Source organism: Lentzea xinjiangensis (assembly GCF_900110955.1).
In the GTDB taxonomy this organism is placed as follows: domain Bacteria; phylum Actinomycetota; class Actinomycetes; order Mycobacteriales; family Pseudonocardiaceae; genus Lentzea; species Lentzea xinjiangensis.
In genome coordinates, this window is the sequence record NZ_FOFR01000009.1 from 72,531 (window position 1) to 85,845 (window position 13,315).

At 70.7% G+C, this 13,315-nt stretch carries 11 protein-coding genes; 6 read left to right on the forward strand and 5 right to left on the reverse strand.

Going from position 1 to position 13,315, the window contains the following annotated elements:
• Positions 1–277: 277 nt before the first annotated feature.
• Positions 278–760 carry a MarR family winged helix-turn-helix transcriptional regulator gene (locus tag BMW88_RS20275; RefSeq protein WP_245777927.1) on the reverse strand — a complete coding sequence of 161 codons (483 nt, stop codon included), beginning with the start codon at positions 758–760 and terminating at the stop codon, positions 278–280.
• A gap of 78 nt (positions 761–838) precedes the next feature.
• On the opposite strand from BMW88_RS20275, the gene BMW88_RS20280 reads away from it, so the two are divergent.
• Positions 839–2,290, forward strand: coding sequence for an LLM class flavin-dependent oxidoreductase (locus tag BMW88_RS20280; protein WP_089952865.1), 1,452 nt, complete (start codon positions 839–841; stop codon positions 2,288–2,290).
• Positions 2,291–2,336: 46 nt separating this feature from the next.
• On the opposite strand, the gene BMW88_RS20285 is transcribed toward BMW88_RS20280, so the two are convergent.
• The 3 genes from BMW88_RS20285 to BMW88_RS20290 form a co-directional block, all read right to left on the reverse strand.
• The gene (locus BMW88_RS20285; RefSeq protein WP_089952867.1) at positions 2,337–4,424 is read right to left on the reverse strand and encodes a M6 family metalloprotease domain-containing protein; all 2,088 of its coding nucleotides are present in this window, start codon (positions 4,422–4,424) and stop codon (positions 2,337–2,339) included.
• Positions 4,425–4,589: 165 nt separating this feature from the next.
• Complete coding sequence (locus BMW88_RS41955; RefSeq protein WP_177221205.1) at positions 4,590–4,730, reverse strand: hypothetical protein; 141 nt, start codon at positions 4,728–4,730, stop codon at positions 4,590–4,592.
• Between the two features lie 10 nt (positions 4,731–4,740).
• Entirely contained in the window at positions 4,741–7,587 is a 2,847-nt protein-coding gene (locus BMW88_RS20290; protein WP_143116166.1) for an SdrD B-like domain-containing protein, read from the reverse strand.
• A 164-nt stretch (positions 7,588–7,751) separates the two neighbouring features.
• On the opposite strand from BMW88_RS20290, the gene BMW88_RS20295 reads away from it, so the two are divergent.
• Genes BMW88_RS20295 through BMW88_RS20310 form a run of 4 tightly spaced genes read left to right on the forward strand, consistent with a single transcriptional unit; the run spans position 7,752 to position 11,465 of the window.
• On the forward strand, positions 7,752–9,065 hold the full coding sequence (locus BMW88_RS20295) for a DUF2252 domain-containing protein (RefSeq protein WP_089952872.1): 1,314 nt from the start codon (positions 7,752–7,754) through the stop codon (positions 9,063–9,065).
• 15 nt (positions 9,066–9,080) lie between these two features.
• Positions 9,081–10,220: a glycosyltransferase gene (locus tag BMW88_RS20300; RefSeq protein WP_245777928.1), complete on the forward strand. Its 1,140-nt coding sequence runs from the start codon at positions 9,081–9,083 to the stop codon at positions 10,218–10,220.
• On the forward strand, positions 10,217–10,822 hold the full coding sequence (locus BMW88_RS20305) for a TetR/AcrR family transcriptional regulator (protein ID WP_089952876.1): 606 nt from the start codon (positions 10,217–10,219) through the stop codon (positions 10,820–10,822). Before BMW88_RS20300 ends, BMW88_RS20305 begins: the two co-directional genes overlap by 4 nt.
• A 40-nt stretch (positions 10,823–10,862) precedes the next feature.
• Positions 10,863–11,465, forward strand: a complete 603-nt coding sequence (locus BMW88_RS20310) for a DsbA family protein (RefSeq protein ID WP_089952877.1) — start codon at positions 10,863–10,865, stop codon at positions 11,463–11,465.
• 5 nt (positions 11,466–11,470) lie between these two features.
• Here the strand turns inward: BMW88_RS20310 and BMW88_RS20315 are convergent, their stop codons facing one another.
• Positions 11,471–12,352, reverse strand: a complete 882-nt coding sequence (locus BMW88_RS20315; RefSeq protein WP_177221206.1) for a GGDEF domain-containing protein — start codon at positions 12,350–12,352, stop codon at positions 11,471–11,473.
• Positions 12,353–12,599: 247 nt separating this feature from the next.
• On the opposite strand from BMW88_RS20315, the gene BMW88_RS20320 reads away from it, so the two are divergent.
• Positions 12,600–13,307, forward strand: coding sequence for a hypothetical protein (locus BMW88_RS20320; RefSeq protein WP_089952882.1), 708 nt, complete (start codon positions 12,600–12,602; stop codon positions 13,305–13,307).
• The last annotated feature ends 8 nt before the right edge of the window (positions 13,308–13,315 follow it).

Genomic DNA, 13,315 nt, shown 5'->3' on the forward strand with positions numbered 1-13,315 from the left:
CGACGATCAAGGGCGGACCGTTACGACCCGAACCAACTATTTTCGGCGCGGGGTCCGGGCGGAGTTGACAAAAAGTGGACACAATCCACGCGCGCACAAAGAGAACCCGTCCGTTCCGATGTGACGGCTCGCCGGCTCTCACCAAAGGTGCGTCAGAGCTGGTCAGTGCATGAATTCCAACAATTGGACGGCAGCACCCGCACCGAGGCGAACAGCGGCGTTTTTCGAGGAGCCGACGGCTTCCGCGCCGGCGCGTCGCACACGGGCTGACGGCCGGCTAAGGCGTGCTCGCGGCGATGTCCTGCACGGCCTGGCAAGCGCTTGGCACCGGATCCAGCTCGTCCACGTGACCCGCCAGGCGGCGGAGCAGCGCCTTGAACGTCGCCCGGTCGACCGCCGGCAGACCGGAGAGCACGTGCGCCTCCGCGTGGCCGAGCCGCTCGTCCAGCTCGCTCAGGCGGGCGCGGCCCACGTCGGTCGCCACGACGAGGCGGGTGCGGCGGTCGGTGGGCGCCGGGCGGCGGACCACCAGGGAGGCGCGTTCCAGGTCGTCGAGCAGGTAGGTCATGACCGTGCGGTCGATGCCGAGCTGCTGGCAGAGCGCGGACTGGCTCTCCGGCTGGTCTCGGGTGGCGGCGGTGAGGACCTGGTAGCCGCGGTGGCCGCCGGGGAGGTCGCCCACGGCCGCGTTCGTCGCCTTGACGTAGGCGCGGAAGACCACGCCCAGGGTCCAGCCGAAGTCGTCTTCCAGAGCGGTCACCTGGCAATGGTAGCTCGAACAGAACGTCTCGTCGCAGAATCTCTGTAGAACAGAACATATTTATGGCATACTTTCGGCATGACAGATTACGGCCACCCGCTCGAGTTCGGGGTGTTCCTGCCTCCCGCAGCGGAGCAGTTCGGGGAGACGTTGCGGCTCGCACAGGCCGCTGACGTGCTTGGACTCGAGTTCGTCAGCCTTCAGGACCACCCGTACAACGCGACGCACCTCGACACGTGGACGTCGTTGTCGGTCATCGGGGCGTCTACCAGCAACGTTCGTGTGTTTCCCAACGTTGCCAACTTGCCGTTGCGGCCGCCTGCGGTGCTTGCGCGCGCGGCGGCGAGTCTGGACGTCATCACCGGTGGGCGGGTTGAGCTGGGGCTGGGGGCCGGGGCGTTCTGGGACGCCATTGCCGCCATGGGCGGGCCTCGGCGCACGGCCGGTGAGTCGGTTCAGGCGCTCGAAGAGGCCATCGCGGTCATCCGGGCGTTGTGGACGCCGGGGCGCGGGGTTCGGCTGCAGGGCGCTCACTACTCGCTCGACGGGGCGCGGCCCGGACCGTTCCCGGCGCACGACATCGGGATTTGGCTCGGTGCCTACAAGAAGCGGATGCTCCAGCTCACCGGGCGCGCGGCGGACGGGTGGTTGCCGTCCAGCCCGTACGCGCCGCCCGAGCAGCTCAGGAGCATGAACACGATCATCGACGAGGCGGCCGAGGAGGCCGGCCGTTCGCCGAAGGACGTCAAGAGGCTCTACAACATCACGCCCGGCTTCACGGCCGAGCAGCTCGCCCGGCTCGCGCTCGACGAGGGGGTCAGCGGGTTCATCCTGATGGTCAACACCGACGACGAGCTGCGCGTGTTCGCCGAGGAGATCGCGCCGGCCGTGCGGGAGCTCGTCGCGAAGGAGCGCACTGCCGTCCCAGAAGCGCTGGGCGTGACTCCCACGCCTGACGACGGCACGCGGCTCTCCGCCACCCGCCTCTGGGACGAGGCGCAGCGCCCAAAAGGCCCGGCGCCTGACTCGGACGCCGTCTACACCGCGTCGGGCCGGGCGCTCAGCCGGCAGCTCATCGGTGTGCACAACCACCTGCGCGAGGAGCTGGCCAAGGTCCGCGAGATGGTGCGCCAGGTCGCGGACGGGGTCATCGACGTCGGCCAGGCGCGGTCCGCGATCAACACGATGACCATGCGCCAGAACAACTGGACGATGGGCGCCTACTGCGAGAGCTACTGCCGGCTCGTCACCATCCACCACACCCTCGAAGACCGGAGCCTCTACCCGCAGCTCCGGGACGGCGACGCGCGCCTCGGGCCGGTGCTGGACCGGCTGACCGAGGAGCACCACGTCATCCACGACGTGCTGGAACGGCTCGACGCGGCGCTGGTGGCGACGGTCGCGGAGCCGAAGCGCATCGGAGAGGTGCAGGACGCGGTCGACCTGCTCACGGACACGTTGCTGTCACATCTGTCCTATGAGGAGCATGAGCTGGTGGAACCGATGGCACGGATTCCGTACCACCACTGATGCTTGCCGCTCCGGGCCGGCGACCGCCGGCCCGGAGCGGTCGTCGCTAGCGTCCCACCACCGTGCAGGTCGCGGTCGCGGACTTGCCGGGGTTGCTCTCGGACACCGCCGTGAGGGTCACCTTCGACACGAGCGGTCCGCCGTCACGCCGCGCGTGCACCGGGACGTCGACGCGGTTGCCGAACCCGGCCGTGGCCAACGCGTTCGGCACCGACACGGACCAGCCGTTCTCCGCCTTCGCCGTCACGCGGTACACGTCACCGCCGAGGTACTGGTCCACCGGCTCCGGGTGCTGCCCCGCGGGCGCGGCCGCACGACCGGTGTTGTGCAACGGGAACTTGCACGTCGCCACGCCGTTGGAACCGGCGCGTGCGGCGGTCGGCGTGACCCGCACGCCACGTTGCTGCGGTCCGGCGCCGTCCAGCGATCGGATCGCCACGGTGTAGGACAGCACACCGCTGGAATCGCGCTGCACGTCGAGAACGTAGAAGTGCAGCCTGTTGGCCTCGTCGACGAACTCGTACTCGCTGCCCGAGTTCGTGCCCGCGTGGAACAGGGCGTCGGAGAGCTGGCGGTAGTCGCCGACCGTGATCGGGACCTTGGTGCCGTCGGGCAGGACGTAGTCGGTCATGCCGATGTCCTGCGGGTTGGCGTCGATCACCCACGTGAACGGTGCCGCGTCGACGTACTTGGTCTTGGCCAGCAGCACGCCCGCGTCCGGCGTGAACGAGTCGGCGCCCATCCGGTCGACGACCTCCAGCGTGTAGTTGTGGTAGCCGCCGCCGTCGCAGAACGGGTTGGTGGCGACGTCGCACGCGGGCGTCTGGTCGCCCGTGCCCAGAGCGAGGTTGATGCCGGTCAGGCCGGAGGCGCCGGGGTTGACCTCGCGGGCGGTGATCTTCGCGACGACCGTCCCCGAACCGGCCAGCGCCTCGCGCGACAGGCGCAGCACGTTCCGCTCGTCGACGATCCCGAGCTTGATCTTGTTGCGCAACGTCTGCTGGGCGCCGAGCGAGCCGCCGCCGGTCGCGGGGATCGTCCAGCGGGAGTGCGGGCCGCCGGGACCGTTGAACGAACCGCGCGAGAGCATGTCCCACGGACCGCTGTAGTCGCGGCGCGGCGGGTTGCCGTACGGGTTGTTGTAGTTGTCGCCGATGCCCAGGATGTGGCTCAGCTCGTGCGCGTACACGCCCTGGCCGGAGCTCTCGGCCTGGGTGGACGAGCCGCCGCCCGCGTTGGGCCAGATCGCCGAGCCCGCCGCCCACGACGTCCAGTCGACGTACCGGGTGCGCGAGAAGTTCGGCAGGGCGGGGTCGGGCGGGCCGAAGTCGTCGGTCACGTCCTCCTTGGTCCGGAACTTCATCATCCCGAACTCCTGCCACGTGCCGGACTCGTCCTGGCCCGCGGACAGGTAGTAGATGAAGTCGTAGCCTGTTGGCACCTCCGCGCCGACGTCGGCCACCCACGCGGCACGGCCGTCGGTGCGGATGTTGCGGTTGCACGTGTCGCCCGCGGGACAACCGGTTCCGCCCTGGAACTCCATGGCGTACTCGTGGTCCTTGCCCGGCATCGTGTACGGGCCGAACGCCTTCAGCTCGACGCCGTAGCGCCCGCCGGAGGTCTCCATCCAGTACTCGTGCACGGTGTGACCGCGGTTGAGGGCGTTCGGCTTGTTGAGGAAGTCCTGGTAGAACTGGCCGACCCGGTCGCGCGGGACGCCGCTCGCCTCGGCGCTCGGGTTGCCGAAGACCGTCGAGCGCTCGGGCTGCGTCACGACGAACGGCTGGTTCGGGTAGTCCAGCAGGACCAGCGCGCCCTTGAAGGTGCGCACCGAGCCCTTGACCGCCGGGTCGGCCCAGTCGGTGCCGGGGATCTTCTTGTAGTCCCGCTCCCACGTCATGTGGTCGGGGTTGACCCAGTTCTGCGGGTCGACGGGGCCGGGGAAGCCGGACTGCGCCAGCACGCGCGCGGAGTCCCTGGACTGCTGCCACGGCTGTTGCTGGGGCCAGTGGTCGTACTGCCAGTGGGGTGACGACGGCTCGTCGGGGGCGGCGGCCGAGTTGCCGGCGGTGAACATCGCGACCGAGAGCAGCGCGGTGATCAGCAGGGCAGGGCGCCGATGTGTGCGGTCCATCCCACCACCGTGGTGCAGAGCCGCCCTCGCGAACCACCGTCGATCGTCTGCCGGTCACCGCATTTCCGGCAGCGTTCGGCGCAGTCACTCCTGGAGTGCCGCGCGTGAACCTGCGCCGAAGTCCGTTCCTGCCCGGCAGCTCCCTGCCGGGCAGGAACGCGATCCTCAGGCCCGCGGCCGGTCTCCGGCCGCGGGAACGCTGACCGGCGTCTCCTCGACACCGCTCACCTCGTCGTGCCTCGCCTCGTCGAGGAGCCCGAGCACGCGACGCACGTGGTCCCTGTCGGCACCGAACATGAAGCACATGCCGTTGACGCTAGGCGCGCCCGCGGTCCTGGGCTTCTCGATTCCTGCTCGCCAGCCGCGCGCCGATGCCGAACGCCACGAGCAACGCGCCGAGCACGCCCAGGCCGAGCACCGAGGCACCCGTCTTGGCCAGCACGGCCCCGGCGGACGGCTGCGGCGCCGGGCCCCCGGGAGCGGCGGGGCTGCCGGGAGCGGCCGGGTTCCCCGGAACGGGCGGGCTACCGGGACCGTGCGGCCGACCGGGCACCTCCGGTGCCGGCGGCCACGGCTGTTTCGTGTCGTCCGGCACGAGGAGGATCTCCCGGAACATCTCCTGATCCCCGAGGACCTTGATGTTCGCCTGGCTCTCGTAGCGGATCTTCCACCGCCCCTCGACCGAGGCCTTGTACGGGCCGGCGGGCACGCGGGGCATCGTCACCACGCCGTTCGCGTCCGGCACCGCCTCGGCGACCTTCGCGTCGCCGAACCAGCTGCGCAGCACGAACTTGACGTCCGTGACGCCCTTGCGGCCACCGGCCTCCGTGTCGTGGAAGAGCGGGACGCGCACCGAGCCGAACGCACCGGGCACGCTCGCCCAGGCCCGCGCCTCGGCGTCGTCCTCCCTCCGCGGTCCCGGGCCGAAGTGGCAGAGCGCCTGGAACTCGCCGATCTGCCGCGCCTGCTGCGGCACCTCCGCGACGACCGTGAACGTCCTGGTCTCGCCGGCGGCCATCGTGACGCCGCGGGCGTTCGGGGCGAGGTCGCCCCACGCCGGTCCGTCGTCGAGGTAGCTCTGGTCGTACCCGGTGCAGTCGGCCGTGACGCCGACGATCGGGCGGTCACCCGCGTTGGTCAGCGTGACCGCGAGCGAGGCGGACTCGTCCGGCTGGTAGGAGGCCCTGTCGAAGGTCATCGTGGGCTGGAGCACCGCGGAGGTCGCGCGCTCGGCGCGGACCGAGAGGTCGAGCCCCTCCGGTGTCACGAGGATGTCGTAGGTCGCGGGGTGGCCGGGCAGCGTCCACCCGTCGATCTCGGCGCGCAGGTTCCAGCCCCCGGCCGGCGCGTCCTCGAACAGGAACCGGCCCTCGGCGTCCGTCGTGCGCGTCGCCGAGTACCGCGGCCGGCCTCGGGCGATCGTGACCTCGGCCCCCGCCAGCGCCTCACCCGGGTCTTGCACGCCGTTGTGGTTCTTGTCGCCGTACAGGACACCCCGCACGTCGCCCTCGACGAACGTGATCACGGTGCTGGCGCTGAACCAGTCCTCCTTGTTGTCCTTGCGCCCCGTGTAGTCGAGGAACTGGGACACCGTCAGCGTGACCGGCTCTTGCTGCCAGTCGCTGATCGGGCTCACGGCGACCACGGTCTTCGTCTCACCCGGTGCGATGGTGAGACCGGCGGCACTCGGGCCGATGGGGCCGTAGTCCGTCGGGTCGGTCCTCGGGTTGCCGATCATCTCCAGCGGAAGGCGCACCTTCTGCGCCGTCTCCTCGCCGACGTTCGTGATCGTGAACGTCATCCGCATGGTCTCGTAGGAGAGGTAGTTCGGCTTGTCGAACGCGACGGTCGTCCTGAGCGCCGCCTTGGACGCCGGCGCGGGCACCATCGTGTAGGTCGAGGTCGACCCCGGGTTGAAGACGTAGACGTCCTGCGGGGAACCTCCCCTGTTGAACGCCCACGGCGGTGAGGCCACGGCCTTGTAGTCGCCCGGCTGCACGTCCGTGAACGCCACCTTGCCGGCGGCGTCGCTCTCGGCGACGGCCACCTCGGCACCGCTCGCGCCGTCCAGCAGGGTGATCTTCACGCCGTTGATCGGCTTGCCGCCGCCGTCGACGAGGAGCATCGTCTTCGTGCCCTTGCCACCGGTGACCTTCACGCGCTGGAGGACCGACACGCCGTAGTTGTCGGCGACGTTCGGCGCGAAGACGCACGAGAGCACCGCTTCACCCCTGTCGCGGGATGCCTCCGGCAGGGCTTCGTCGATCACGATCGTCCGCTGTTCGCCGGCGGCGAGCGTCACCCCGGCACCGCGCAGGACGTCCCACCCCGGCCCGGCACCGAGGTGCTCACCGCTGGTGGTGCCGCTGTCGCAGCCGGCCTGGAGGTTGGCGATCGGGTAGGCCCCGGTGTTGGTCAGCGTGACGGTGATCCGGGCGGTGGCCGGGTAGGCGTAGGTCTGCCGGTCGAAGGCGACGGCCGCGGTCAGGCGCTCGTGGAACGGGCGTTCGGCGGCGGCCGTCAGCGTCAGCGTCTTGTTCGCCTCGACGGTGACCTGGTTCCCGCCGGGCGGGAAGTAGACGGTCCAGCCGGCGGGCGGTTGGAAGTGCAACCCGTACCGGCCGACCGGGATGCCGGTGAACAGGACGCGGCCGGAGGCGTCGGTGAACTTGCGGTGGTCGTCGGGAGTGCTCCTCCTCCAGAGGGAGACCAGCGAGTCCCCCAACCCCTCGCCCAGGTCGACCACGCCGTTGCGGTTCGCGTCGACGAAGACCGTGACGCTGACGTTGCCGGTCTCGGCCGCCTGTCCCGCCGCGCTCGGCGTTTCCGCCGGTGCGGGTGCCTCGCTCGTCGCCCGCGGCTGCGCGGGGGCCGGTGGTTCGGTGGTGGCCGGTGGTTCGCTGGTCACCGGTGGCTCGGTGGTGGCCGGTGGCTCGCTGGTGGCCGGTGCGGACGGGTCCGGGACCGGTGGGTCCGCCGACACCGGTGGTGGCGCGCTGGTGGTGGTCTCCACCGGTGGCGGTGACGCCGATGCCGACACGGATGCCGGCGGATCGGCCTCCTGGGCCGCGGCGGTCGTGGCGACGCCGCCGAACGCGAGCATCGCGGCCGTGGTGAGCACCCCGAATCTGCGCAGGGCGAGGCCGAGAGGTCTGGGCAACACGGTGCTTCCCCCATAGGTCAGTCTTCTCGTGCACCCTCAACGCACCTTCCGGCCGGTTTGTTGAGCTCCGCGGGCAACTCGTGCCGAAATTTGCACGCGCACCAAGCGGCACGGGGTCTCTCGTGCTGGGATTTGCGTCCGCAGGTGGAACCAGGAGGTGCGCGATGGCCGATCGCAGCGACCGGATCGTGGGTGTGCTCGAGGACGCGTTCTCGGGGTTGATGTCGGCCGACCCGGCCGCGTTCCGGCACAAGTTCCGCAAGATGGCGGCCGAGCCGTTCGCGTTCTACCGGGGCAGCGCGTGCCTGTTCTACGCCGACATGGCCGAGCTGCCCGACGAGTGGGTGGACGAGCGCACCAGCCGCATCTGGATCCAGGGCGACCTGCACGCGCAGAACTTCGGCACCTACATGGACTCCGAGGGCACGCTGGTGTTCGACGTCAACGACTTCGACGAGGCCTACCTCGGCGCGTACACGTGGGACGTTCGCCGGCTCGCCGCCTCCATGGCACTGCTGGGATGGCGCAAGGCGTTGCCGGACAGCGTGATCACCGACCTGATCCGCGCCTACGCCTCGGCCTACGTCCACCAGGTCCGCAGGTTCGCAGAGCACCCGGAGGACGAGCTGTTCAGCCTGCGCCTCGACAACACCGAGGGCGCCCTGCACCGGGTGCTGCAACGGGCGCGCCTGGCCACCCGGATCGGCCTGCTGGAGGAGAGGTCCGTCGTCGTGGACTACGACCGCAGGTTCCGCCGCGACCGCGACGGCATCCACGAACTGCGGCCGGAGGTGCGCGCGAGGGTCGAGGAGGCGTTCGAGTCCTACCTGGACACGATCCCCACCGGCAAGCGCGCGAACAGCCGCACCTACACCGTCAAGGACGTGGTGGGACGCAGCGGCTTCGGCATCGGCTCCGCCGGCCTGCACGCCTACAACATCCTGGTGGAGGGCCGCACGCAGGCGCTGGAGAACGACGTGGTGCTGTCGATGAAGCAGGCCAACGTCGCCGCGCCGAGCCGGATCGTCCACGACGAGGGCATCCGCGAGTACTTCACCGACCACGGCCACCGCACGGCCGTCTCGCAGCGGGCCCTCCAGGCCCACGCCGACCCGTGGCTCGGGCACACGCGGATCGACGGCGTCGGCTACGTCGTGTCCGAGCTTTCGCCCTACGAGGCCGACCTCGACTGGTCCGACCTCACCGAGCCCGCGGACATGCTGCCGGTGCTCGGCCAGCTGGGCCGGGCCACCGCGAAGATGCACTGCGTCGCCGACGAGGACTCCGCGCAGACCCTCGTCGACTTCCAGTGCGAGGAGGCCATCGCGGCGGTGATCGGCGACCGCGAGGAGGCCTTCGCCGACTCGGTCGTGGCCTTCGCGCTCGACTACGCGCGGCAGACCCGCGAGGACCACCGGCTGTTCGTGGACGCGTTCCGGGAGGGGCGGATGAGGGGCGTCGGCGCCACCGCGTCGTGATCACAGATTCGTTAGATGAGTACTCTGATGAATATGCGCATCCTCTTCTCCAGCGTTCCCCAACACGGCCACCTGCTGCCGCTGTTCCCCCTCGCCCGCGCGTTCCGGGACCGCGGGCACGAGGTGGCGGTGCTGACCGCCGTCGGCATGGCACCGGTTCTCGCCGCTCAGGGCCTTGCCCACCTTCCCGCCGGGCCGATGCCGGACGTGCTGTTCGAGGAGATCACCCGCCGCACCGGCACCGATCCGGCGCACTCGCCGACGCCCGGCTCGGTCGCCGAGTTCTTCGCGGGCACTCGGGTCGACCTCACGGCGGACGAGGCCTTCGAAGCAGCCGGGAGCTTCGAGCCGGATCTCGTGGTGGCCGAGCTGTGCGACTACGTGGGGCCGCTGGTGGCGGCCGCGTCGGGGACGCCGGTCGCGACCCTGGCGTTCGGGCCTCCGTATCCCCCCGCGTTCACCGAGGCCATGGACGCCAAGGCGCGCACGCAGCACGAGGCGCGCGGCCTGCCGTGGGAGCCGCGGCGGTGGCTGCTCGACACCTGGCCCGCGTCGATGCGCGCCGACGGGTGGCAGCAGCCGGAAGGCTGGTTGCCGTTGCGGCCGGAGGCCTTCCGCGAGCCCGGCGCCGTCGCGGCGGAGCTGCCGGCGCCGGAACGGCCGCGGGTGCTCGTGACGTTCGGGACGTTCTTCGGCGAGCCCGCGAAGCTCAGCCCGTTGCTGCGCGCGCTGTCCACTCTGGATGCGGAGGTCGTGGTGACGCTGGGGCTCGCGTCGCGTCGCGAGGAGTTCGACGTCGACCACGAGCGGATCACCTTCGTCGAGTTCACGCCGATGGACGACCTGCTCGACGGCGTTGACGTGGTGGTGACGCACGGCGGTGCGGGCACGACGGCGGCCGCGTTGATGAAGGGGGTGCCGCTGGTGGTGCTGCCCCAGGGCGCCGACCAGTTCTTCCAGGCCGAACGGGTGGCCGCGGCACGGGCGGGCGTCGCGCTCGACCCGCCGGCGCAGACCCCGGAGGCCCTGGTCACCGCGGTCAGGGCGGTGTTGCAGGATGTGGGCATCCGGGAGAACGTCGCCACCATCGCCGGGGAGATCGCCGCGATGCCGGACGCGAACGAGGTGGCCGCAACACTGGAAGCTGGTCGATGACGAGGTCCTACCACTCTCCCCGCCGCGCGCAGGACGCCGCCACCACCCGGCGGGACATCCTGCGCGCGGCCGTGGAGTTGTTCTCCGCCAACGGGTACGCGCGCGTCACGGTGGCGGACATCGCCAAGCGCGCCGGCGTCGCGCCGCAGACCGTCTACTCGAGCGCGGGCAGCAAGTCCGAGATCCTGCACCGGATCATCGGCGAGGCGGTCGCGCACAGCGACTCGGCCACGACGACGGAGGCGGTCCGGCAGACCCACGACCTGGCCGAGGCGTTGAGGTTGCTGGCCAAGGGCACCCGCCAGGGCAACGAGGGCGGGCAGCAGGTCGTCGAGGTGCTCTTCGCGTCGATCCCGGTGCACGAGGACGGAGCCGCGCTCTGGGAGCAGAGCACCGGCGCCTACCGGGAGGCCCTCCGGGAGGTCGCGCACCACCTGCGGGACGAGGGCCTGCTCGGCATGGACGTCGAACGGGCCACCGACGTGCTGTGGTTCTGCTTCGGCTTCGGCGCCTGGCGGACCCTGGTGAAGGAGTGCGGCTGGAGCTGGGACGACGCCGAGCGCTGGCTGGCGGCGCAGGCCATCACGATGTTCAGCCGCTGAACCGGGAAATATCCGCCGGGCCGGATGCTTTGTACCGGGCGTGAAGCTCCTCTACGTCTTCGACGCCTACTGCGGCTGGTCGCACGCCTTCTCCGGCACGCTCCAGGCGGTCACCGCCCGCCACCCCGAGCTGCCGGTCGAGGTGGTCTCCGGCGGCCTGTTCACCGGCGACCGCCGGGTGCCGATCCGCGAGTTCGGGTTCATCAAGGACGCCAACGTGCAGGTCACCGCGCGGACCGGGGCGAGGTTCGGGGAGGCGTTCACCGCGCTGCTGGACGAGGGCACGTTCGTGATGGACTCCGAGGCCGCCGCCCGCGGCCTGATCGCGCTGCGCCAGGCCGCCCCGGAGCGGGCGGCCGAGCTGGCCGTCGCGATGCAGAGCGCGTTCTTCCACGACGGGGCGAGCCTGTCCGACCCGCGGACCTACCGGACGATCGCCGAGGACTTCGGCCTCGACGCCGACGCCGTCGTGGCGGCGTTCGAGACCGCGACACCCGAGGCGGACTTCCAGCTCGCCGCGCGGCTCGGTGTGACCGGGTTCCCGACGTTGATCGCCGTCCGGGGGTCCGAGAGGTACGCGCTCGCCCGCGGGCACGCCTCCGCCGACGAGGTCGAGCAGCGCCTGGCCGCCCTCGGCCGGTAGCCGCTCTAGTGGATCACGCCGTGGTGGCGGTTCGTCCACGCGGCCACGGCCGGCAGCACGTCGGTGATCCACTCGCGGGCCGCGGCGGTGAGTTCGTAGCGCGCGGCCCGGCGGAGCACGAATCCGTTGTCCTGCAAGCGTTCCAGCGTCAGCACGACCTTCGGGCCGATCGTGCCGACGAGCTCCTCCATCGCCTTGGCCCCCTCCGACAGCGCGACCAGGACCTGCGGTAGCTGATCGCTGCTCATCAGCTCCTGCAACGCGATCAGGTGGTGCAGGGCCGCGGCGTCGGTCTTCCGCTCGGTGGCGAACGCGCTCGGGTCGTGCACCTGGACGCGGGCGCGTCCGTTGCGCTTCGCCCGTTGCAGCGCCGCGTCGGTGTCGCGGACGAGGTCGATGAGCGTGTCCTCGACGCCGGGCACGTGCGATGCGACGCCGATGGACGCGGTCTGGTTGTGCAGCGTCAGGTGGTGGCCGTCGTTCGTGGTGACTTCGCTTTGCAACGCGCGGATGCCGCGCAGGATCCGTTCCGCGACAAGGGCCGCCTCACCGCTCGTGGTGCGCGGCAGCAGCACGAGGAACTCATCGCCGCCGTAGCGGCACACGAGATCTGTCGGGCGTGTGTGCGCGGCCAGGACGTCGGCGACATCGCTCAGCACCACGTCGCCGGCGGGGTGGCCGTAGTCGTCGTTGATCTTCTTGAAGCGGTCCAGGTCGACCATGAGCAGCGCGACCCGCTCCCACCGGCGCTGCGCCCGCCGGTACGCCGCGGGCGCCTGGTCGTCCCAGCCCCAGCGGCCGAGCAGGCCCGTGAGGCGGTCCGTCGCCCAGGCGCCGACCGGTTGCGCGCACGAACCGCATCGAGTTGGAGCGCTCTCATCGTGCAAGCGCAGCGAAACCTGGTCCACCGGAAGCCCCATGAGTCCCCCCAGACTTCAGCTCTGACCGGCCCGATCTGCCTCTTTCAACTGAAGTGACGTCGTTCGGATCAAACGCGACACATCAGTGCAAGCGGCGGAGTGTGATCATAGGACTACGGGCAGGTGGATTCAACCCCTGTGATGTCATATGCTCTCTTGGTTCCACAACAGTGGAATGATCGCTGGCCAGGAGTCGCTCCAGCGGAGGTGTGGCGTGAGGCCATTCGCCGAGGTCCTCAACGAGCTGTGCAACAACCCGCCCGACGGCCGTGGCAAGGTCACCAACGTAGCGCTCGCCGCCGCGGTCAAGGCGCGGGGTGGGGACATCGGGCACGGCTACATCTCGCAACTGCGGCTCGGCGTGAAGGACAACCCGACGTGCCAGGCCATCGTCGACCTCGCGGGCGCGCTCGGCGTGCACCCGGCGGCGTTCCTCGGCGGCCGCGCCGACCTGCACCCCGGTGAGCGGCCCGGATGGAGGGCCGGTGCGCTGGCCACCCTCTTCGAGGCCGTCCACCCGCCCGATCGCGGGCCGTGGTCGCCGGAGGAGGTCGCGGCGGCGATCAGCTCGTCCGGCCGGTTCGGCAGCATCTCGCCGAGCTACATCCGCGAGCTGCTCAGCTCGGCGAGCGACAACCCGCGGCTCAAGCACATCCTCGGCCTGGCCGACCACTTCGGCGCCGATCCCGCCTACTTCTTCGACGACGACCTCGCCGCGCGGGTCGACGCGGAGCTGACCGACTTCCTGGCGCTGCGCGAGCTCGGCGTCGTCGAGTTCGTCACCCGGCTGGCCGAACGTACCGGCGAACTGTCCCCACAGGCCCGTGCCGCTGCGGTAGAAGGGTTCCGGCAGGCGCTCGAGGTCGGCGAGGGCTGGTCGTTCCCGCTCAACAGCCGCCGGGCCGCTCCGGACCGCACCTGATGACGACA

Excerpts from the sequence above, each read along its gene's own strand:
- BMW88_RS20280 (WP_089952865.1), top strand. The coding sequence starts at position 839 with ATGACAGATTACGGCCACCCGCTCGAGTTCGGGGTGTTCCTGCCTCCC.
- BMW88_RS20285 (WP_089952867.1), bottom strand. The coding sequence starts at position 4,424 with ATGGACCGCACACATCGGCGCCCTGCCCTGCTGATCACCGCGCTGCTC.
- BMW88_RS41955 (WP_177221205.1), bottom strand. The coding sequence starts at position 4,730 with ATGTGCTTCATGTTCGGTGCCGACAGGGACCACGTGCGTCGCGTGCTC.
- BMW88_RS20295 (WP_089952872.1), top strand. The coding sequence starts at position 7,752 with ATGGCCGATCGCAGCGACCGGATCGTGGGTGTGCTCGAGGACGCGTTC.
- BMW88_RS20300 (WP_245777928.1), top strand. The coding sequence starts at position 9,081 with ATGAGTACTCTGATGAATATGCGCATCCTCTTCTCCAGCGTTCCCCAA.
- BMW88_RS20305 (WP_089952876.1), top strand. The coding sequence starts at position 10,217 with ATGACGAGGTCCTACCACTCTCCCCGCCGCGCGCAGGACGCCGCCACC.